This window comes from Roseomonas genomospecies 6 (genome assembly GCF_008365375.1).
In the GTDB taxonomy this organism is placed as follows: Bacteria; Pseudomonadota; Alphaproteobacteria; order Azospirillales; family Azospirillaceae; genus Azospirillum.
In genome coordinates this window covers 37,998-58,101 of the sequence record NZ_QOKW01000008.1, presented here as the reverse complement: position 1 = coordinate 58,101, position 20,104 = coordinate 37,998, and the positions used below count along the sequence as shown (strand labels likewise).

At 68.6% G+C, this 20,104-nt stretch carries 18 protein-coding genes; 17 read left to right on the top strand and 1 reads right to left on the bottom strand.

Annotation, left to right across the window (positions count from 1 at the left end; genetic code table 11):
• The first annotated feature begins 12 nt into the window (after positions 1–12).
• Both DS843_RS12370 and DS843_RS12365 read left to right on the top strand, forming a co-directional pair.
• Positions 13–2,055 (top strand): LodA/GoxA family CTQ-dependent oxidase, encoded by a 2,043-nt coding sequence (locus DS843_RS12370; RefSeq protein WP_149469195.1) that lies wholly within the window; start codon positions 13–15, stop codon positions 2,053–2,055.
• Positions 2,052–3,203 carry an NAD(P)/FAD-dependent oxidoreductase gene (locus DS843_RS12365; RefSeq protein ID WP_167525284.1) on the top strand — a complete coding sequence of 384 codons (1,152 nt, stop codon included), beginning with the start codon at positions 2,052–2,054 and terminating at the stop codon, positions 3,201–3,203. The genes DS843_RS12370 and DS843_RS12365 overlap by 4 nt, the downstream gene beginning before the upstream one ends.
• 52 nt (positions 3,204–3,255) lie before the next feature.
• Here DS843_RS12365 and DS843_RS12360 read toward each other — a convergent pair whose 3' ends face one another.
• Entirely contained in the window at positions 3,256–4,140 is an 885-nt protein-coding gene (locus DS843_RS12360; RefSeq protein ID WP_149469193.1) for a heme-binding protein, read from the bottom strand.
• A gap of 844 nt (positions 4,141–4,984) precedes the next feature.
• On the opposite strand from DS843_RS12360, the gene DS843_RS12355 reads away from it, so the two are divergent.
• From DS843_RS12355 to DS843_RS12285, 15 genes are all read left to right on the top strand, one after another.
• On the top strand, positions 4,985–5,866 hold the full coding sequence (locus DS843_RS12355; protein ID WP_149469192.1) for an outer membrane lipoprotein-sorting protein: 882 nt from the start codon (positions 4,985–4,987) through the stop codon (positions 5,864–5,866).
• A 149-nt stretch (positions 5,867–6,015) separates the two neighbouring features.
• A complete protein-coding gene (locus DS843_RS12350) occupies positions 6,016–8,499 on the top strand; it encodes an efflux RND transporter permease subunit (protein ID WP_149469191.1) in 2,484 nt (827 codons plus the stop codon).
• Positions 8,489–9,193, top strand: coding sequence for a phosphoribosylanthranilate isomerase (locus DS843_RS12345; RefSeq protein ID WP_149469190.1), 705 nt, complete (start codon positions 8,489–8,491; stop codon positions 9,191–9,193). Before DS843_RS12350 ends, DS843_RS12345 begins: the two co-directional genes overlap by 11 nt.
• Positions 9,105–9,980 carry a beta/alpha barrel domain-containing protein gene (locus DS843_RS12340; protein WP_353618350.1) on the top strand — a complete coding sequence of 292 codons (876 nt, stop codon included), beginning with the start codon at positions 9,105–9,107 and terminating at the stop codon, positions 9,978–9,980. Before DS843_RS12345 ends, DS843_RS12340 begins: the two co-directional genes overlap by 89 nt.
• Entirely contained in the window at positions 9,977–11,452 is a 1,476-nt protein-coding gene (locus DS843_RS12335; protein ID WP_149469189.1) for a UbiD family decarboxylase, read from the top strand. The genes DS843_RS12340 and DS843_RS12335 overlap by 4 nt, the downstream gene beginning before the upstream one ends.
• Before the next feature lie 4 nt (positions 11,453–11,456).
• Positions 11,457–12,353 (top strand): hypothetical protein, encoded by an 897-nt coding sequence (locus DS843_RS12330; protein WP_149469188.1) that lies wholly within the window; start codon positions 11,457–11,459, stop codon positions 12,351–12,353.
• Positions 12,350–13,492 (top strand): beta-ketoacyl synthase N-terminal-like domain-containing protein, encoded by a 1,143-nt coding sequence (locus DS843_RS12325; RefSeq protein WP_149469187.1) that lies wholly within the window; start codon positions 12,350–12,352, stop codon positions 13,490–13,492. Before DS843_RS12330 ends, DS843_RS12325 begins: the two co-directional genes overlap by 4 nt.
• A gap of 17 nt (positions 13,493–13,509) precedes the next feature.
• The gene (locus DS843_RS12320) at positions 13,510–13,764 is read left to right on the top strand and encodes an acyl carrier protein (RefSeq protein ID WP_149469186.1); all 255 of its coding nucleotides are present in this window, start codon (positions 13,510–13,512) and stop codon (positions 13,762–13,764) included.
• 13 nt (positions 13,765–13,777) lie between these two features.
• Positions 13,778–15,343, top strand: a complete 1,566-nt coding sequence (locus DS843_RS12315; RefSeq protein ID WP_149469185.1) for a class I adenylate-forming enzyme family protein — start codon at positions 13,778–13,780, stop codon at positions 15,341–15,343.
• Positions 15,321–15,578 (top strand): acyl carrier protein, encoded by a 258-nt coding sequence (locus DS843_RS12310; RefSeq protein ID WP_149469184.1) that lies wholly within the window; start codon positions 15,321–15,323, stop codon positions 15,576–15,578. The genes DS843_RS12315 and DS843_RS12310 overlap by 23 nt, the downstream gene beginning before the upstream one ends.
• A 3-nt stretch (positions 15,579–15,581) precedes the next feature.
• Positions 15,582–16,658: an anthranilate phosphoribosyltransferase gene (locus tag DS843_RS12305; protein ID WP_149469183.1), complete on the top strand. Its 1,077-nt coding sequence runs from the start codon at positions 15,582–15,584 to the stop codon at positions 16,656–16,658.
• Entirely contained in the window at positions 16,651–18,021 is a 1,371-nt protein-coding gene (locus DS843_RS12300; RefSeq protein ID WP_149469182.1) for an FAD-dependent oxidoreductase, read from the top strand. The genes DS843_RS12305 and DS843_RS12300 overlap by 8 nt, the downstream gene beginning before the upstream one ends.
• Positions 18,018–18,839: a tryptophan synthase subunit alpha gene (trpA, locus tag DS843_RS12295; RefSeq protein WP_149469181.1), complete on the top strand. Its 822-nt coding sequence runs from the start codon at positions 18,018–18,020 to the stop codon at positions 18,837–18,839. Before DS843_RS12300 ends, trpA begins: the two co-directional genes overlap by 4 nt.
• Complete coding sequence (locus tag DS843_RS12290; RefSeq protein ID WP_149469180.1) at positions 18,836–19,666, top strand: AfsA-related hotdog domain-containing protein; 831 nt, start codon at positions 18,836–18,838, stop codon at positions 19,664–19,666. Before trpA ends, DS843_RS12290 begins: the two co-directional genes overlap by 4 nt.
• Positions 19,667–19,687: 21 nt before the next feature.
• Positions 19,688–20,062 carry an ectoine synthase gene (locus DS843_RS12285; RefSeq protein ID WP_149469179.1) on the top strand — a complete coding sequence of 125 codons (375 nt, stop codon included), beginning with the start codon at positions 19,688–19,690 and terminating at the stop codon, positions 20,060–20,062.
• The last annotated feature ends 42 nt before the right edge of the window (positions 20,063–20,104 follow it).

The window sequence follows — 20,104 nt, the reverse complement described above, 5'->3', positions numbered from 1 at the left end:
ACGGAGTTCATAATGACATCGAGCGTCTTCCGCATTCATCCGGCCATCGGCTTCGCCCGGGTCGGCGACAGCGAGGAATTCTATCTGGCGCCGGAAACCATGGCCGGCCTGCCCGATCCCTACAACCCGGGCCTGACCGGCGGCCTTCCGGTCGTCCCCGGGACCGAAACGACGCCCATCACGTCCAGCGATCTGCGCGACGCCGAAGGCCGCCTGAAGCGGCAGGCCGCGCGCTTCCGCATCTATGCCTACGCGTCCGAGGACACGGCGGTCTACCCGTCCGGCGGCGGGACCGAGATCACCATCGGCAGCCGCATCGGCGACCTGGAGGTGGTCGATATTCAATGGACCGTCCATGTCGCGAACAAGAAGGGCAACGCCTACGTTCTCGACGTGCCGGGCTATGACGGCTCCGTGATCGAGCGCTACGCCGACGGCCGCACGCCCCCGCTGCGCAACGCCAAGAACGAGGTCGGGCAAACCCAGCTCGTCACCGACGTCCCGAACATCAACGACCCGGCCCGCGTCGCCCTGTGGACCACCGATCCCGGCCCGCGCTCCGTGAACAGGGACCTGCGCAAGGCCGCCTTCGATCGGGCGACCGAAGCCCGCGCCGGCAACAAGCCGGTGCCCGATTACTGCAAGCTGTTCCCGGCGGCCAGCGAGGACGTCGTCTACGCCCCGCGCGGCCCCATCGACACGCTGGGCCACATCGAAACCGACGACCAGGGCCGCCTGATCGTGGCCGGCGGCTATGGCCGCGCCTGCGCCTTGTGGAACCAGACCACCCTGGGGTCGAGCGTCGACAACGATGGCTGGTACGACGACACCAGCGACGGCCCGGTTTCCGCGACCATCGTTCTGCGCGGCAAGGGCGCCGACCCCATCGTGGAACGCATCGACGCCTCCCCCGCGTGGGTGGTGACGGCGGACCCGGCCTATGCGCCGCAGATCCTCAACACCGTGTCGCTGTGGGACGAGCTGTACGACACCTTCGTCCGCGAATTCGAACTCCAGCCCGACGTCTACAGCCACGGCCGCTACAACGAGGACTACCGTCCCGCCTTCGGCGAGGATGTGCAGCCCTTCTTCAAGGCCGCGTCGCTTCAGGAATGGACCACCAATCTGCCCAAGGGCGCCAAGGCCGCTCACCGGATGGTGGGCGACATCACCGCGACGGACGATCCGGCGGCGACCATCATGGCCGGGCTCGCCTATGTCCGCGACCCCAACAAGCCGACTCAGGCGAATCTCGGTCCGCCCCTGATGCCGCTGGGCCTCGGCGATTCGGGCAAGGCGTTCCTGGCGCCCACCTACACCCAGTATTTCTTCCTGAACCAATGGGACAAGGGCACGTTCGACGCTGAGCCCAAGCGGAAGCTGGGACCGGGTGAAGCGCTGGACAAGGCGTCGCTGATGGCCTGCCTGGGCGGCCGTTTCAGCCCCGGGATCGACCTGACCTTCACGGTCCGCCAGCCAGACGTCTATGTGCCGAACTGGCGGGGTGGGAACGGCCCGTTCCGCATCGCCGCCCGTCCGCTGGACTATTCGCGCGCCACCAAGGACCAGCCCTTCCTGACCGGCGGCTATGTGCCCATGAACACCGGCGCCCACACCGTGGAGCCGGGCGACATGACCAAGTTCATGTCGATCCCCTGGCACACCGACTACAACTCCTGCGCCACCCACCCGACCTCGCCGTCGATCCGCAACATCACCACGCTGTACTGGTCGTGGCCGGCGCAACGCCCGGTCAACGTCTATGTCGCCGACGAGGTGCAGGACGGCAAGCTCGGCCCGCAGCGCTACTCGGTCCGCGGTTCCGGCACCGGAAGCCCCGATCCGGCCAACCAGGGACGGTACCAGTACATCGCGGAGATCATCCCGAACTGGTCCGGCATCGGTGTGATCCTGCAGGGCAAGGCCATCGACGGCGACCCGGGCCGGCCGCTGCCGCCGGACGCCTATCTGGAGGTCGGCAGCCTTCTGACGGGCGAACCGGACGAGGTCGTGGCGCCCTGGCCGATGAACCAGTTGCCGACGACGTCCTCGTGACGGGTCCCTGGGACGTCGTGATCCTGGGCGGGGGGCCGGCGGGGTGTGCCACCGCGCTGTCCCTCCGGCGCCGGGGCGTCGAGCGGGTGCTGGTCGTGGAGGCCGGCACCTACGACGCGGTTCGCATCGGCGAGAGCGTGCCGCCGGACATCCGCCGCCTTCTCGGCGACGAACTCGGCCTGTGGCCGGAGTTCGTCGCCGAAAGGCACGAACCCTGCCATGGAAGCCGTTCCGCCTGGGGCAGCGACCGGCTCGGCTACAACGATTTCCTGTTCAACCCCTACGGCCAAGGATGGCACCTGGACCGCCGCCGCTTCGACGCCTTCCTGGCCCGCAAGGCGGCGGACCGGGGGATCACCGTCCTGACGGGCCGGCGTTTCGAAATGGCCGAGCCGGTGGAGGCCGGCGGCCATCGCCTGCGTATCGCCTGCGGAAATGGGGCCTGCGGGGATGGGGCCTCCGAGAACGGCCGGTACGACACGGTCGAGGCTCGGTTCGTCGTGGATGCCACCGGTCCGCGCGGCCGGTTCGCCCGGCGCCAGGGCGGGCGTCCGCGCCTGCTCGACCGGCTGGTGTTCGTCGCCGGCTTCTTCGCCCTGCCGGAGAACAGCCCGCTCACCCGCCAGACCATGCTGGAGGCGGCGGAGCACGGCTGGTGGTACGCCGCCCGCCTGCCCGACCGGCGGTGCGTGGTGGCGCTCGCCACGGACGCCGACATCGTCCGTTCGAAGGGGCTGAACCGCGAAGGCCCGTGGCTGGAAAGTCTGCTCGACACCCGCCACATCGTCGCGGCTCTGGCCGGGTCTGCGCTGGAAGCGCACAGCGTCGCGACATGGGTCGCCGTGTCCTTCCTGCGCGACCGGATCGCCGGGCCGGACTGGCTGGCGGTCGGCGACGCGGCGTCCGGATACGATCCCTTGTCGTCGCAGGGAATCCAGAAGGCGATGACCGACGCGGTGGACGCGGCCGAAGCCATCGCGGAGCGGCTGAGGTCCGGTGCCGACACCGTCGGTGCCTATGTGGACAAGGTGACCGGGCGGTTCGACGACTATCTGGCCAACCGGAACCTTTTCTACGGCCAGGAAACGCGCTGGGCCGACGCGCCTTTCTGGCGCACCCGCCGCGAACGGACGGCGCTGCGCGACTGATGCGGGTCGCCCCCGCCCGGCGCCCGCCGGGCCGGGGCGACCCGCTTGCGCTTTACTGCTTGACCAGCGTCGCCACGGAAATGTGCGGCCAGTCGATTTCATCGAAGCGCAGGTTGACCGTCTGCGTGTACTGAAGCTGCATGAACTCCGTGCCGTCCGGCTGCACCACGGTTTCGATCCAGAAGATCGCATCCAGCTTCGTGGCTTCCGCGTTCTTGTCGATGAACGGGATGTTGACGATCTTGCCGACCGGGTGTGTCGAGACCTCGATGACCACGGTCTTGCTGATCTCCATGCCCTGCTTGGCCTGGCTGTCCAGTTTGCTGGTCAGCACGATGTTGGGGTTCTCGATGGCGCCCTCCGGAATGCCGGGCGGAAGGGGGGTGGGCGTCGAGGAGTCGTTGAAATAGCCGAACGGCAGCGGCTTGTGATCGACGCGCGTCGGCGTGGAGCTGACCGGGGCGATCGTCGGGCCGCCGGCCACGGTTGCGAGGAAGGTGCTCTGGGCCAGCAAGGAGTCACCGTGCGGGATGGTCGACTGGCGCACGATGGTGCCGTGCGGGACGTCCGGGTCGCTGGTCGGCGGCACGTTCAGCCACAGACCGGGTTCCAGATGCAGCCCTTCGAACGTGACGGCGTCGCTGACCTGCTGGAGATAGTGCAGCCCATGCAGCATGATGTCGCCCTGCACCGAACCACGGTTGGGGATCGGGCCGCCGATCGGGGTGAAGGTCAGCGTCTCCACCGTCGCGTTCAGCTTCAGGCGGAACGTCTTGTTGTCGGCGCGGTCGGGCAGCGAGATCAGGTTGAAGCCGCCACCAACCCAGCTTCCCGGCAGGTCGGACAGCAGGCCGAGGTTTGAAGCGGCGACGAGAAGCGGCGCGCTGGCGCGGAGCGGCCGACGAGTCTTTTCCTTGACGCTCAGATCAGTCGTCATGTGCCGATTCCCCTTTTTGTATGTCATGGCTGTATTGAAGGCGTGACAGTTCGCTCGCTGAAAAACAGAATCTTTCACTCAGCGAAAATTGGGTTGTATTTCTCGGACTCCGGAAAGCGGCCCCGGATATTGGAAGAACGATCCGTTGATTGGATCGCGTGATGTTAGAGAAAAGCTAACAATGCAATATTGTGAATGCAACAAAGATCAATTTACTACCAATGTATGACTTTTGCTTGATGGAAGAGGTCATCATAAAACGACGGCGACCGCGAACCGCCTGAACCATCACTTGCGCCATGCCCGGCTCGCCTTCACCCCAGACTTCTGCAGTTGGAGGTGCAATTGCGCGATGTTCATCCGTCGGTGTGGCGCCGGGTTCGCGGATCGTTCGGGCCGCCAGGCGCGCTTCGGTATTGGGGATTGTCGAAGTGGCAGGAGTATTTCCACACGCAGCCGTCGCGTCACATCCGATCCACATTCGTTCACATTGCAGAAAATTGTTCGTCGAAGGGCAACGAGCACTGGCGCCTCTTCTAGAAAATATGCATTCAGGAGAATGCAAAATCCGCCGCGACCTCCAAGACATAATAAAACTTTCGTTTCTAATGATTTTCAAAAATCATCATGAATGAGTTAAAGTTCGCGCACATTCCGTAAAAAATACATATGTGATAGTAATAAGCACTTACACAATGTGACTAATAATAAATTTCTGCGAAAAATTATCATTTCAACATCATTGACATGATTACTCGGCTACGTTACCAATCAATCACGAAGTAAAATAACTGCGATTGATTTCGATAATTATCCACTCGTTGGTGGTTACGTCATATGTTTCATGGAGGTTGATGTGAAAGGAAAGCTTTTTGGCGTCAGGAGGCTGGTTTTTGCTTCTCTGGGCATTTTGACGATGCTTTCCGGAATCGGCGAGCCGCGTGCCGAGAGCGGCGCAACCGACTGCCGGGACGTGATCGTCGGGATTGAGAAGCGCTTCAACGGTTACGACAGTTGGCGCATCATGAACATGGAAATCACGGACAGCAACGGCGGCAAGAAGATGCGCCGCATCATGGCCGCGCACCAGAACATCGGGACCCAGCGCCGGCTGCGCAGCAAGGTCCTTGAGCCGGCGGAGCTGAAGGATTTCGAGGCGATGGCCTACGACTACTTCGGCGACAACGAAACCGACAAAATCTGGTCCTGGCTGCCGTCGCAGAAGAAGTTGGTCGATGTCAAATCGGAAGATCTCAGCGGCCGTCTCTATGGGTCCGACCTGTCCATCGGCGAGATGCTGATCCGCCGCGCCAAAGACTACGAATGCAAGTATCTGGGCGAAGACATCTACCAGGGGCTGCCGGTCTGGAAGATCTACGTGAACCCGCTGAAGGAGAGCGAGGTCATCCGCCTCGGCCTGCGCGACGGCGAAGTGTGGGTGGAGAAGGCCACCTTCCTACCGGTCTGGAGCACCTTCAACGCCGACGCTCCGAGCGAGCAGCGCGTCTTCACCACCGACAAGATACGCTGGGTGGACGGCGTGTATGTACCGGCCTATTTCAAGGTCTTCACGCGCAAGGAAGGCCGCGTGATTTCCACCTCGGTCTTCGAGGTCGAGGGCGAACGTTTCAACATCAATCTGCCGGGTGAATGGTTCGACATCAAGGACCTCGGCGGCACGACCAGCGGCTGGACCGAGTGGCGCTCAAGCACGCTCGCCAACTGACCCGCGCGTGAGGGGTGGGCCGGCGCGCCCGCCTCGACGCACTCCGGCACCCCACCGAAACCCACGAACACACGCCCGTCCGGTGCCCCCGGCGCGCGCAAGCGCCCAAGGTCGCCCTGGCGTCAACCTCCTTTCCCGCGGGGAACGGCATGTTGCGGATCATCGGCCAGTTCGCCCGAGCGGCGGATCGCCTTTTCCAGGCGACCGCGCGGGCCATCCTCCTCCATCCGGTCAAGAGCGCGGTCGCGGCCCTGATCGTCACCGGCGCGGGCCTGGCGGCCCTGCCGCAGTTGAAGTCGGACGGCCGGATCGAAGCCTTCATGCACAACAGCGATCCGGCGCTGGTCGCGTATTATGACATGCGCCGCTCCTTCGGTCAGGACAACCGCATCGTCGTGACCGTCGGTTCGCCGGATCTCTTCTCCAAGCCTTTCCTGCAAAAGTTCACCCAACTGCACCGCGACATCGAGCGGGGCGTTCCCTACATCGCGGAGATCTTCAGCCTCTACAACATTCCGTTCATCCAGTACCAGGACGGCGGGGTTTACCTGGAGGAACTGGTCCACAACATGATCGTCCGGGACCAGGACCCGCGGGTGATGCGCGACCGCATCCTGGCGACGCCGCTGTACCGGAACTTCATCATCTCCGAGGACGGCAGGACCGCCTCCATCGTGGTGGAACCCTACCGGTACGCGCCGCACGCCGAGGACTGCGTCGCCCGGCCTCAAGACGGGACCTCCTGCGGCGGTGACGAGCCGGACGGCGTCAAGCGTCAGCTCCTCGGCCCCCCGCACTACGCCGAGATGGCCAGGACCATCGGGGAGATCGCCGCCCGCTACCACGATCCGGCGGGATTCGACATCCATGTGTCCGGCGCGCCCATCGTCAGCACCGAGATCGTCCGGTTGATGTCCAAGGACATGCCGCGTTTCACGCTCCTTTGCTTCGCCGTGGCCGTCGCCGTCATCATGGTCATGTACCGCAGCATCCTGGTGTCGCTGGCCGCGCTGTTCGCCTTCATGTCCAGCATCGTCGTCACGTTCGGGATGATGGCCGTGCTGGGCGAGCCGGTGACGCCGCCGACGCAGCTTCTGATCCCGCTTCTTCTGGTCAGCAGCCTGTGCACCTTCATCCATTTCATCAGCGGCCTGTTCCGCGCCCACCGGGAGACGGGCGACAAGGCGGCCGCGGTGTCGGTGGCGATGACGCGCGGCCACGCGCCCATCCTGTTCTCCGCCCTGACCACCGCCGCCGGCCTGATCGGCTTCGTCACCTCCACGCTGGCGCCGATCACCGTTCTCGGCCTCTTCGGCGCGGTGGGAACGATGGTCGCCTACGCCATGGGCATGGTCTGCACCATCCTGGTGTTCCGCATGCTGCCGAAGCGGTTCTTCGAGCGGCGCTACGAGGATTATCCCGCCGTCATTTCGGTGATGACCGCCATGTCCCTGTTCGCCGTGCGCCGTCCGAAGTTCGTGCTGGCCGTGGCGGTGCTGGTGGGCGTGGGCGCGCTGGCCGGCATCCGGCACCTGGAATACTCCCACAATTCCCTGCTGTGGCTGCCCGCGGACAACGCCGTCCGGCAGAGCACCGCCCACATCGACGACACCTTCAACGGGACCGTCAACCTGGAGGTGGTGATCCGGCCGCAGGGCGGGCGCGATTTCCGCGACGAGGAGCTGATGCGCCGGGTGGACGAGGTCGCGGCCCGCGTTCATGACGCCTCCGACATTCCCATCGGCCGCCACACCAGCATCATCGACTTCCTGAAGGAAACCAACCAGGCGCTGAACGACGGCGATCCGGCCGCGCACGGGGTTCCCAACCAGCGGGCGATCTGGGACCAACTGCTGCTTCTGGAAGGCCAGGGCAACGACGACATGCTGCGCTACACCACGCTGTCCTACGACGCGGGACGGGTGTCGTTCCTGACTCCCTGGCTGGAGGCCAAGCGCTTCACCGCCTTCATCCACACCGTCCAGTCGATGTTCGAGGAGGCGCTCGGCCCGATGGCGGAGGTGCGCACCACGGGACTCATCGCCCTGCTCGCCATGACGTCCACGGCGGTGCTGGACAGCATGACCTCCAGCTACATCGTGGCGCTCGTCCAGATCATGGTGCTGATGTGCATCAGCCTGGGGCGGGTGCGGCTCGGCGTGCTCAGCATGCTGCCGAACATCGTGCCGTTCCTTCTGCTGCTGGGCTACATGGGGGCGGCAGGCATCCCGCTCGACACCTTCACGGTGCTGATCGGCGGCATCATCACCGGCCTGATCGTGGACGACACGACCCATTACTTCTTCCAGTACAAGCGCAATCTGGAGGAGATCGGCGACGTCGAGCGGGCCATCCGCGCGACCATCGAGGACATGGGCGTGCCGATCTTCACGACCACGATCGTCGTGATGTCCAGCTTTGCCGTCTTCACCATCTCCTCGCTCAACAATCTCCAGTCCTTCGGCCTGCTGATGACGCTGGGCGCGTTCCTGGCTCTGCTCGCCGACCTGCTCGTTTCACCGGCGCTGCTGGTCACGTTCAGCCATGCCCCGGCGAAGGCCGGCAACGCCTTCCGGGACGCCGGGGTGGACGGCGGGGTGGATGCCGTGGTGGAGGTGCGCCATGCGTCTTAAGATCTGCGGCATCACGCAAACCGGCGACATCGAGACGCTGCGCGGGCTGCCGGTCGATTTCATCGGCCTGTGGCACGGAGTCGAAGGCGGGCACGCGAACCTGCCGCTGGCGGAGTTGAGCCGCCTGGCCGGAGCGGCCCGCGCGGCCGGCGAAGCGGCGGGCCGACTGGAGCCGGTGCTCGTCACCTTCCTCAGCGACGCGGAGGCCCTGCGCCGGGCGGTCGGGGAGTCCGGCGTGCGCTGGGTGCAACTGCACGGCTTCCAGACGCCGGCACTGGTGTGTGCGCTGCGCGGCGCGCTGCCGGCCGGAACCCGCATCGTCAAGGTCCTGCACGTCCATGGCGACCGCTGCGCCGAGCGTCCGCTGATCCGGGCTTACGAGAATGCCGGGGTCGATCTTTTCCTGATGGACTCCGCCACCTCGGACGGTCGGATCGGCAGCACCGGCCTACCGCTGGACGCGGCGACCGCGCTGTCGTTGGCGGACGCTGTGAGCCGGCCCTTCTTCCTGGCGGGCGGCATCTCCGCCGACAACCAGGCGCTGCACGGAGCGGCGATCCGGCACCCCCGCTTCTTCGGCATCGACGTGGACAGCAAGGCACGCGATGCCGCCCGGCGGCTGTGCCCGGCCAGCGTCGCCGCGATCACCCGCAACTGGGCGCCGGGCCGCCGGACAGCAGCCGGTCATGAGTGAGGACGCGATGAGGAAGGCGATCATGGCAGGCGGTTTCGTCGATGCATTGCTCGCCGCGCCGATCCCCGTCATCGCGGAGATCAAGGCGCGTGCCTCCGACGGCACGGACCTGCTCCGGGGACGCCCCGTGGCGGAAATCGTGGCCGCCTACCGGGCGGGCGGCGCGCCGTGCCTTTCGGTGGTGACCGGGTCCTGGTTCGGCGGCAGCGACGCCATGCTGGAGGAAACGGTCCGCCACGCCGGCGTCCCCGTCCTGAAGAAGGATTTCATCACGCGGGAAGACCAGATCCGCCAGGCGGCCGGGGCGGGCGCAGCGGCTGTTCTGCTGACGGCGCGCCTGCTGCCCCGTTCGGCGCTGTGCCATCTGGCGGAGGCGGCGCGGCGTCATGGTGTGACGGCCTTCGTCGAGGCATCCTCCGAAAAGGAGCTGGACGGGCTGCGCCTCGATCCCGGCTGCGTCGTCGCCGTCAACAACAAGGACATCGCCCGCCGCGAGCGGGACGCCGGGGACATCGGGCGCAGCCTGTCGCTTCTGCCGCTGGTGCGGAGGACCGGCACGCGCTGCCCGGTCAGCGCCAGCGGCATCGGCACGGCGGAGGACGCCGCCCGGCTGATCGCGGCGGGGTACGGGGGGGTGCTGGTCGGCACCGGGCTGCTGAAGTCCGGCGACATCGCCGGCTGGTTCGCCGCCCTGGCGAAGCGGATGACGGACCGCGAGGCGACGGACCGCCGGGCGTCCGACTGCCGCGCGTCCGACTGCCGGGCTTCGGCGGGAGAAGCGGCATGATGGAGCATCCGGCCTGCTCGGTGCGCGCCGCCCTGGCGGATCTGCGGGAACGCGCCCCGACGCGCTGCCACGAATACGCCGGGACCATGGCGCGGACGGAAATCGCCGGGCATTTCGCGGAGCGCCATGCCGGGACCCCGGCGACCGGACGGGCGGGGGCGGAGGATGTGGCTCTCTACAGTGGTGTCGAGGGCGCGGCCCTGCCCGTTCTGCTGGGGCTGTACGGCGACGGCGCACGGGTGCGCGGCTGGCTGCCCGGCCTGCCCCGGCGGGTGCGCCCGGACGACGCGCGGCGGCGGCTGGCCGGAGGGCCGGACCCCGTGTGGACCGGCGCCGCACCCTGCCGGCAGGAGGTCTGGGCGGGGCCGGTCGATCTCTCCCGGCTTCCGGTCCTGACAGCCACCCCGCGCGACGCTGGACCCTATGTGACCATGGGCCTGATCCATGCCCGCGATCCTGAAGGCGGTCCGGAGGGCGGTGAGGACGCGCTGTCGGTGCACCGGATGCTGGTGACGGGGCGCGACCGTCTGACCGTCTGGATGCTGCCGGGACGCCGCCTGCGCGCGCTGTACGACGCCGCCACGGCGCGGGGAAACCGGTTGCCCGTCACCGTCGGCATCGGCGCGCCGCCCGCCGCGGTGGTCGCGTCGGCGCTGGGCACCGCCTTCCTGCCCGCCGGCACGGGCAAGCTGAAGGCGGCGGGCGCGCTCGCCGGACGGCCGATCGCCCTGGCGCCCGCGCTCACCCAACCCGCCGTCGCGCTGGCCGCGTCGGAAATCGTTCTGGAAGGCTATTTCGATGGAACCGTCGCCGACGAGGCCGTCCCTGGGCGCGACCGACCGTCCGGCGTCTCGCTGCCGGAATTCCTGGGCTACGACGGGCGGACCAAGCCGGACGTGCCGGTGATGACCGTCACCGCGGTCACGACGCGCCGCGACGCCCTCTATCAGGCGGTGATCGGGCCGGGGCGCGAGCAGTCGGTCGTCCTGGGCATCGCCGGGGCGCTGTCCGTCGGCCTGTCGCTGGCGGCGGAAGAGCCCGCGCTGGCTGCCCTGGTGTGCGACCTGCATTTCCCGGCGGCGGGGGGCGGCATGCTCCTGCTGGCGGTCGGGATCGCCAAGACCGGTCCGGAGGACGACGGCCGCCTCGAACCGCTGGCCCGGCACGTCTTCGCGCGGCACCCCTTCGTGAAACTGATCGTCTTCGCCGACGAGGAGATCGACATCGCCAACGAGGAGGATCTGCTATGGGCCGTGGTGACGCGGTCCAATCTGCGCACCGACTGCGCCAGCTTCGCCGACGCCCCGAATATGCCCATGGACCCTTCGCAAGGCGCGGCGTGGCTGGAAGCGCGCGGTGCCGGTGACGGGCGGGCGGGCCGCAGCTTCATCGACGCCACCACCCCTTTCCGGCTGAAGGCGGAAACCGTCCGCAGCTTTCCCTGGCCACCCTCGTCCCGTTGGAAGGACTGAGCGCATGAGCCACCCCTCTGAAACCGGCATCCGCATCATCGCGGCCACGGGCCGACGCTTCGCCTGCGACCGCCCGGAGCACCTTCTCAAGCACGGCGACCACACGCCCCTGTCGCGGGGGATTCACGACGCGGTGGAGCAACTGTTCGCCGAGGCCGGCGCGGTCATGCCGGAGGACGGCTCGACGATCGGCGTGGTCGGCACCTCCCGCTTCGGGGAGCTGAGCACGCTCGACGGCGTGACCCGCAAGCACAGGAACGGGGGACTCTACGGCATCGACCCCGTGGTCTTTTCCAAAGCCAACCAGTTCTACCCGCTCTTCGCCATCGGCAGGAGCTTCCGCTGCCTCGGCCCGGCCTCGTCCCTGTTCACGTCCGGGAGCGGCTCGGCGGAGGTGCTGTATTTCGCCGTCCAACTGCTGCGCCGCGGCGACGCCACCCATGTGCTGGCGCTCGACTACGACGAGGATGCGCCCACTGGAGCCGTGCCGGTCACGGGGCATGTGCGCGCCCTTCTGCTCGGCCACGGAAACGGACGGGCGGAAGGGCGGCCCGTCGGACCGGCGATCACCGCCTGCCGGCTCGGCCCGCACCTGACGGTGAACGGACCGCGCGCCGCCGCGCTCACCGCCTTTCTCGACCGGCAGGCCGTGCAGGGCGGGCATCAGGTGCTGCTGGCCGGCACCCGGGATGCCGACACGGCCAAGCGGATGGAGGCCGGCTTCGCCGTGGAACGTCTGGACGCCGGCAGGGACACGCTGGCGCAGGTGATCGACAGGCTGACCGGGTGGACGGACCGGATCGCGGGCGAGACGTGCCTCCACGTCGTGCCGCCGGGTCGGGGAAACATCCTGTCCGTGTGCTGCCGCTTCGACGAGCCGCAAAGGGAGGGGCGCGCATGACGGACCCCGTCGTCATCACCGGGGTCGCCTTCGACGCACCGTTCGGGCGGACCCTGGAGGACCTCGGTTCCCTGCTGGATGGGGGCATCCGCCGCCCGAAGCCGGTGGACCGCTTTCCGGTCCGGGACTGCAAGGTCGGGAGCGCGCACCTGCACTGGCCGGCGCAGGACATCGGCGTGCTGTTCGACGGCGCCGCCCGGACCGGGCGGGCGGCCCTGGATTCGGCGCGGCTGGCCGTGGAGGGCCGGGTTGGAGGGCGCGTCGGGCTCGCCCTCGGCAGCATCAGCGGCATGGATTTCGACGCCGCCGGAGATCGGGACGCGGACGACGGCGTCAACGCGCTGGGCCGGCACTGTTTCGACCGGCTGGGGCTGAGCGGGCCGCTTGTCCACGTCATGTCGGCCTGCACCAGCAGCGCCGCCGCCCTGCTCTGGGCGAAGTCGATCCTGGAGCACGACGACGCCGACGTGATGCTGGCCGGCGGCGCGGACCGCATCCGGGCCGTCGATTTCGCCGGATTCAACATCCTGCGCGCCATGGACCCCGAAGGCGCCCGCCCCTTCCATGCCCGGCGCCGGGGCATCACCATGGGCGAAGGCGCCTGCTTCCTGGTGCTGGAGCGGATGTCCCACGCGCTGAGGCGGAGGGCCGACATCCTCGCGGTCTTTTCCGGCGGCGGGTTGAGCAGCGACGGGCATCACGCGACGGCGCCGCGCCACGACGGATTGGTCGCGGCCAGCCGCCGGGCGCTGGCCTCCGCCGGCCTCGCCCCATCGGACATCCAGTACGTCAACTGCCACGGGACCGGAACCCAAGCCAACGACAGCGAGGAGCTGAAGGCCCTCCAGTCGGTGTTCGGTCCCCACCTGCGGGACGTCTGCGCCGGCTCCACCAAAGGCTTCACGGGCCACTGGCTGGGCAGCGCCGCGGCCATCGAGGCGGCGGTCCTGCTTCTGGTCCTGCGCCGGCAACGGGCGCCCGGCATGCCCTGGCTGACCGGAGCGGACAGCATCCTCGCCCCGCACACCGCCGGGGCGGAGGAGGCGCCGCGCGCCTTCCGGCACGTCATGTCCAACTCTCTCGGGTTCGGCGGGAACAACGCCAGCCTGATCCTCTCCCGCTACACCGGCAACGCATAGGAACAAGGGGGATATCCATGTTCGACCTTCACGAGATCCGCAAAGGCGTCGTCACGGCGCTGGCCCAGACCGTCGATGCGCCGGAAGCCGGCATCGACCTGTCCGGGGCGCTCGATTCCCTGGGCGTCGATTCCCTCGCCTTCCTGCGGCTGAAGCTGATCCTGGAAAAGACCTTCGGCATCGGCCTGCCCGACGCGTTCGGCGACCGTCTGGCGACCGGGGAGGACGTCGTCGCCGGCGTTGCGGACGCCCTGAAATCGCCGGCCCACTGAGGGAGACGCCGCCATGGCACCCACCCCTCTCCTGCGCGCCTTCCTGGACAGGGCGGCGCGGCAGCCGGAAGCGCCGGCCCTGCTTCTGCGGCATGAGCCGACCAGCTACGGCGCGCTCTACCGCCTCGCCTGGGCGGCGGCGGAACGGCTCCGCGCGCTCGGCCTTCCCGACGGCCTGCCCGGAGGGCGCCCGGTCGGCATCGTCGCCCGCAAATCGCCCCGGGCGGTGGCGCTGATCCTCGGTTGCCTGATGGTCCGGCAGCGCTTCGTGCTGCCCTCGGCGGACCTGGGCGAGGCTACGCTGAGCGCCCTGTTCGACCGCGCCGGCTGCGCCCGGGTCCTGGCGCCCGACGCCGACGCCGCGGGGCGCGTTCCGGGCCTGGAGGCGACTCCCGTGTTCGATGGCGGCGCGCTGCCCGTGCCGCCGGCTCCGCAGGACGTCCTCCTGCCCGCCCCGCCGCCGGACGAATGCGCCTTCATGCTGACCACCTCCGGCTCGACCGGCCTGCCGAAGGTCGTTCCGCTTCCGGCGGCGGCGGTGGACGCCTTCACGGACTGGGCCTGCACGCGCTTCGGCATCGGCCCCGGCCAAACGGTGCTGAACTACGCTCCGATGAACTTCGACCTGTGCTTTCTGGACATCTGGGCGACGTTGAAGGGCGGCGGCTGCGTGACGCTGGTGGAGGAGGATCAGGCGACCAACCCTGCCTACCTGCTGGACCTCCTGGGATCGGCCCCGGTCCAGGTCATCCAGGCCGTGCCGATGCTGTACCGCCTGCTGATCGACGCGACGCGCCAGGACGGCCGTGCGTTCGAGGCCGCGCGCCACGTCGTCTTCACCGGAGACAGCATGCCCGCGGCCAGTCTGGCGGCGCTGCCGCGCCTGTTTCCGAACGCGCGTTTCTGCAACATCTACGGCTGCACCGAAACCAACGACAGCTTCCTGCACGAGGTCGATCTGGCCGGCGGGCCGCCGCGCGGCCCCCTGCCCATCGGTGCGCCGCTTCCCGGCGTGCGCGCGCTGATCGTCGGCGAGGACGGCGCGGTGGTCGAGCGGGCCGGCATCGGCGAGCTGCTGGTGTCCACTCCGTTCCAGACCGGAAGCTATCTCGATCCCGCCGTGAACGAGGGCAAGTTCTCGCGCCGCAGCGACGGCGGCACCGAGGCGGTCTATTTCCACAGCGGCGATCTGGTCCGCCGCCACGACGACGGCAGCATCACCCTTCAGGGGCGCAAGGACTTCCACGTCAAGGTCCGCGGCGTGCGGGTCAACATGCAGGAGGTCGAGCGCGCCATCCTGGAACACGGCAACGTCCAGGAAGCGGCGGTCATCGCCGTCCCGGACGACACGGCCGGCCACCGGCTGCACGCCATCGTGCGGCGCAAGCCCGAAGCGGGGCTCAACAGCCTCGGCCTGCGCCGGCACTGCGCCGGGCGCCTGCCCCGCACCGCCATCCCGTCCGGCATCGAATTCGTCGAGGCGGCCCTGCCCAGGACGTCCACCGGGAAGGTGGACCGCCGCCAGCTTCTGCAAACCCACCTGAAAGGAGACCACGATGGCATACCGCGCTTCTATTAAGCAGTTCCTGGTCGAAGAGTTCATGCCCGACGTTCCGGCGGACCAGATCGAGGAGGAGTTCGACCTGATCGCCAACGGCGTGATCGACAGCCTGGGCCTGCTCAAGGTCATCGCATGGCTGGAGAGCCGCCACGAACTGGCCATCGACGTGATGGACATGGTGCCCGAGAATTTCAGTTCGGTCGGCGCGATCAACGCCTACCTGAACCGGGCGAAGCAGCCGGCGGCGGCCTGAGCGATGAGCGACCTCGTCGGCGCCCTGCTGCTCCGGGAACGGCCGGTTTCCGTCACGCCGTGGCGGGACCTGTGGGACCGGCTGCACGCCCGCGAAGTGACGGCGGCGGAGGCCGCCGCGGTGCTGGCCTCCCTTTCGACGCGGCTGCCGGACGCCGACACGCTGGCGGCCTTCCTCGCCTCGCTGTGGGAACGGCGGGGCGGGGAGACGCTTCGGGAAACGCCCGCCCGCGCGGTGAACATCGTCGGTACCGGTGGCGGCCCATCCACCTTCAACATCTCCACGGCGGCGGCCTTCGTCGCCGCCGCGCTGGGCGTGCGGGTCGTCAAGACCGGATCGCGCGCCTACTCCAGCCGGTGCGGCTCCATCGACCTGCTGAACCGGCTGGGGGTGCCGCTGACCACCTCGCCCGCCATGACGGCGGAGATGGTGGACCGGTTCGGCATCGCCTTCGCCGGCCCGTACGTCTATCCGCGGGAGCTGACGCTGCTGGCCAAGGCCGTCCTGCCGCTGGACATGAAACGGCTGGGACGTGCCCTCAACCTGCTGGGTCCGTTCCTCGCCGACGCGCCGGTGGCGGTCCAACTCACCGGCCTGTCCGATCCGGCGCTGCTTCCCACCTTCCGGGCGTTGGCGGCGGGCTTTCCGGAGCGCCGCTTCTGGTTCTGTGTGAACAGCCTCGGCGCGGACGAGCTGCTCGGCATCGCCCCCAACACCGTCACGCGGGACGGCGCGGACGGCACCGCCGGGACGGACACGATCGAGTTGTCGCCCGGCGCGCTCGGGCTGGCCGGGGGCACGCTGGAGGACCTGCGGCCCGCGGCGGACGGCACCGGCATCGTGCCGCATGCGCTGGCCGTCCTCGCCGGGGACGCTCCGGCGGCGGCCATCGACACCGTGTGCCTGAACGCCGCCGCGCTGGCGCTGGCGGGCGGCGTCACCGGCGATTGGGAGGACGGCCTCCGCCTCGCCCGCGCGGCGGTGGTGCGGGGCGACGCCCGGCGCCTCGTCGAGGCGATCCGCAAGAACGCTCATGGCCCCGGAGAAGCCACGCCCTTGAGGAGAACGGTTCATGGATGACGTGGTCTACATCGTCGGGGGCGGTATCGCCGGCCTGGGTGCCGCGCACTTCGCCCGGCTGCACGGCCTGACGCCCGTGGTGCTGGAGGAGTCCGACGGCCTGGGCGGGCGGGCCGGCGCGGTCTGCCGCGACGGGGAATGGTTCGAAACCGGCGGCAAGAACTTCGCGTCCGACTGGACGCTGTTCAACGGCATCCTGCGCGGCTTCCATTCGCAGCGCTTCGACCGCCAGCATCCCAATTTCCACATCGTCATCCGCGGCCGGCTGCACGGATTCGACAAGAAGGCCACGCTGACCAACGGCCTGAACATGATCCGCAGCATCGGCCTGCGCGGCGTCCTGCGCTTCAACGGCCTGCTGAAGCGGACGGCCCGGGAACGGGCCGATCTGACCTATTTCGGCGACGCCATCCGCCGTTACGAGGACCGTTACGACACCCGCCCGGTGACCGGGCACGTCCCGGCAGCCCTCGCCGAAGGTCCGTTGCGCATGTTCACCATCATCATGGGCGCGGCCGAACCGGATGAGTTCTCCTTCGCCACGCTGCTGCTGCTGCTGTCCTCCTTCGGCAAGGGCAGCCATCATTCGCTGCCGGAGACGACGGCGGCCCTGTTCGATCATCTGGCCCAGGGAACCGACGTCCGCACCGGGCACCGCGTGACCCGCATCGCCGTCCGCAATGGCCGCGTGGCCGCGGTGGAGGGGCGTTGCGGCGACACGCCCTTCCGCTTTCCCGCCGCTCGGGTGGTGGTCGCCACACCCCTGCACCGCGTGCCCTTCTTTTTGGAACTGGGCAGCGAGGCGGCGCACGCCGTGGCGTCCATTCCCTACCACCCGCTGGCGCTGATCAACGCAGACTATGACGAGGACGTCTTCACGCCGGACATGAACTCCATCATGTTCGATCCGGCGAGCCCGCTGGGCCATTGCTCGGCCAACCGGATGCACAAGCGCCATTCGGTCCGCTTCACCCTGTCCGGGCGGCGGGCGCGCCCGTTGCTGACGCTGGACGACGACCGGCTGCTGTCCATCGCCGAGGACGCCTTCCGCCGCGTCCATCCCATCCGCGGACGGCGGCGTCACGCGCATGTGCAGCGGCATCTCGGCGGGCTGTGCGCCTATGGCTTCCACTATTCGGATTCGCGGCGGCGCCTGCTGTCGGCGCTGGACGAGGTGCAGGGGCTGGCGCTAGCCGGGGACTATCTGTACGGCCACAACATGGAAGGCTGCCTCCAATCCGCCATGGCGGCGGTCCGGCGACTGACCGGAGAGGCCGGCAGCTATCACCGTCTCCACGACTATCCCGAACCCGCGGAGGACGGGCAAACGGGGACCGGGCGGGAAGCGGCGGTGCCGTCATGACCGGCTTCTTCACCGCCCGCCCGGTGGGGGGCATCGGACTCGTCCTCTTCCTGAACGCCGGCGATCCGCCGCTGGGGATTCTGGAGCCGATGCTGCGGGCGCTGGATGCGGCGCGGGTGGACTGTCTGGAGCTGGCCGTTCCCTTTCCGGACTCCGTCAGCGACGGGCCGCTGATCCGCCGCTCCGCCGACCGCGCGCTCGCCAACGGCACCGACCTGGACGGCGTGCTGTCCGTCGTGGCGCGGCTGCGTCCGCAATTGCGCCACCTGAAGATCGCGCTGCTTGCCGACTGGCGCCATACGGTCCGGCACCAGCCACTGCCGGACTTCCTCCGCCGGGTTTCCGGCACGGGCGCCGACGCCGTGCTGGTGCACGGGCTTCCGCCCCGGCTCGGCCCCGCCCTTTCCGAGGAGGCGGGGCGGATCGGCCTGCCGCTGGTCACCTCCTGCTACGCCTCCTCCACCTCCGCCGTGATGGACGAGGCGGCGCGGCGCGCCACCGCATACCTCTATCTGGTCGCGCACTACGGCCGGACGGGCACCACACCGCCGCAGGGATTCGCGGCCCTGGCCCCCGTCATCGGGCGGCTGCGCAATGCCGGACGCGCGCCCGTCGCGGTCGGGTTCGGCGTGAAGGAGCGGGCGCATCTGGACGCGCTGCGCTTGGCCGGAGCCGACGCCGCCATCGTGGGCAGCGCCTTCGTCGCCCTGATGGAAGCGGCGCAGGCCGGCGGGCGCGATGCGGTGGCCGAAGCGGTCGCCTGGGTCGAGGCTTTACGGCCATCCATCCCCGCCGTTCAACCGGAGCCGATGTCATGACCAGCCCGCTCGACGATGCCGTCCTTCCGGCCTACCGGCTGGAGTTTCCCGACGGCGTGGACGGTCTTCGCGCCGTTCCCGACCCCGGCCACCCCTTCTATTTCGACCACCCGCTCGGCCATCTGCCGGGGCTGCTTCTTCTGGACATCGCCACCGCCGCCGTGGAACGCGCGGCGGCTCCGCACGGCGCGGAGGGCTTGTGGTTCGACCGGTTCGAGGTGACGTTCCGCGCCCTGGCGGCGCTTCACACGCCGCTCGACATCCGGGTGACGGAAGAAGGGCCGGACGGCTCGCATCGCTGCATCCTGTCGCAACGGGGCAAGACCTGCGCCGAGTTCGCCGGCCATGGGACCGTCCGGCAGCCGGACACGGGCGGAGCCCCCGTCGCCGGGCCGCCCTTCACCCCGGTGCCGCTGGCCGCCGTGCGGAAGCTGCGCCCCGAGAACGTGTTCCTGGGCGAGCCGCGGGACGGGGAGCACCGCCCCCTGGCCGCCGCCGGACGGGGCGCTTCGGCCCTGGCGGCGGCGCATGGCGGGTTCTACAGGCCGGTCTATCTGGCGGAATGCTTCCTGCAACTCTGCCGCGCCAGCCGCCGGGAGGCCGGCCCCAAGCCCGGCGTGATCCCGGCGTCGCGCGAGGTGCTGGTCCGGCTCGGCGGGCATCTGCCCCGCCCGGTGCCGGACACCGCCGCGCTTTCCATCGCCTTCGACGAAAGCGATCCGGTCGGATTCTCTCCCGCCGATCCCCGCTCATTCAGAAGAACGGCATCGATACTGTCGAACAATGATCCCGTTTGTCACTTTTTCTGTGACGTCATTCAACTCTGATAACAAACAAAGGGGATTGTCATGATTGTGCGCCATCTTTCCGATGTGAAGACGGTCGAGTGGGGCGCCGGTCTCAGCCGCCGTTTTCTTCTGGAGTCCGACGGCATGGGCTATTCGCTGACCGACACGATCGTGCGCGCCGGCACCCGGTCGCTGCTGGAGTACAAGCGCCATCTCGAAGCCTGCTATTGCATCGAGGGCCGGGGTGCGGTCGAGACGATGGATGGAAAGGTGCACCCCATAGAGCCGGGCGTCATGTACGCCCTCGACAAGCACGACGCGCACTACCTCATCGGCGACCCGGAGGTGGATATGCGTCTGGTGTGCATGTTCACGCCGGCCCTGAAGGGCGACGAACGCCACAATCTGGGCGACGGCCAGTCCTCTCACTACTGATTGCCCATTGGCGATCGAAAGGCACCCCATGCCCCGGCCCGG

Excerpts from the sequence above, each read along its gene's own strand:
- DS843_RS12370 (WP_149469195.1), top strand. The coding sequence starts at position 13 with ATGACATCGAGCGTCTTCCGCATTCATCCGGCCATCGGCTTCGCCCGG.
- DS843_RS12360 (WP_149469193.1), bottom strand. The coding sequence starts at position 4,140 with ATGACGACTGATCTGAGCGTCAAGGAAAAGACTCGTCGGCCGCTCCGC.
- DS843_RS12355 (WP_149469192.1), top strand. The coding sequence starts at position 4,985 with ATGGAGGTTGATGTGAAAGGAAAGCTTTTTGGCGTCAGGAGGCTGGTT.
- DS843_RS12350 (WP_149469191.1), top strand. The coding sequence starts at position 6,016 with ATGTTGCGGATCATCGGCCAGTTCGCCCGAGCGGCGGATCGCCTTTTC.
- DS843_RS12345 (WP_149469190.1), top strand. The coding sequence starts at position 8,489 with ATGCGTCTTAAGATCTGCGGCATCACGCAAACCGGCGACATCGAGACG.
- DS843_RS12340 (WP_353618350.1), top strand. The coding sequence starts at position 9,105 with ATGCCGCCCGGCGGCTGTGCCCGGCCAGCGTCGCCGCGATCACCCGCA.
- DS843_RS12335 (WP_149469189.1), top strand. The coding sequence starts at position 9,977 with ATGATGGAGCATCCGGCCTGCTCGGTGCGCGCCGCCCTGGCGGATCTG.
- DS843_RS12330 (WP_149469188.1), top strand. The coding sequence starts at position 11,457 with ATGAGCCACCCCTCTGAAACCGGCATCCGCATCATCGCGGCCACGGGC.
- DS843_RS12325 (WP_149469187.1), top strand. The coding sequence starts at position 12,350 with ATGACGGACCCCGTCGTCATCACCGGGGTCGCCTTCGACGCACCGTTC.
- DS843_RS12320 (WP_149469186.1), top strand. The coding sequence starts at position 13,510 with ATGTTCGACCTTCACGAGATCCGCAAAGGCGTCGTCACGGCGCTGGCC.
- DS843_RS12315 (WP_149469185.1), top strand. The coding sequence starts at position 13,778 with ATGGCACCCACCCCTCTCCTGCGCGCCTTCCTGGACAGGGCGGCGCGG.
- DS843_RS12310 (WP_149469184.1), top strand. The coding sequence starts at position 15,321 with ATGGCATACCGCGCTTCTATTAAGCAGTTCCTGGTCGAAGAGTTCATG.
- DS843_RS12305 (WP_149469183.1), top strand. The coding sequence starts at position 15,582 with ATGAGCGACCTCGTCGGCGCCCTGCTGCTCCGGGAACGGCCGGTTTCC.
- DS843_RS12300 (WP_149469182.1), top strand. The coding sequence starts at position 16,651 with ATGGATGACGTGGTCTACATCGTCGGGGGCGGTATCGCCGGCCTGGGT.
- trpA (WP_149469181.1), top strand. The coding sequence starts at position 18,018 with ATGACCGGCTTCTTCACCGCCCGCCCGGTGGGGGGCATCGGACTCGTC.
- DS843_RS12290 (WP_149469180.1), top strand. The coding sequence starts at position 18,836 with ATGACCAGCCCGCTCGACGATGCCGTCCTTCCGGCCTACCGGCTGGAG.
- DS843_RS12285 (WP_149469179.1), top strand. The coding sequence starts at position 19,688 with ATGATTGTGCGCCATCTTTCCGATGTGAAGACGGTCGAGTGGGGCGCC.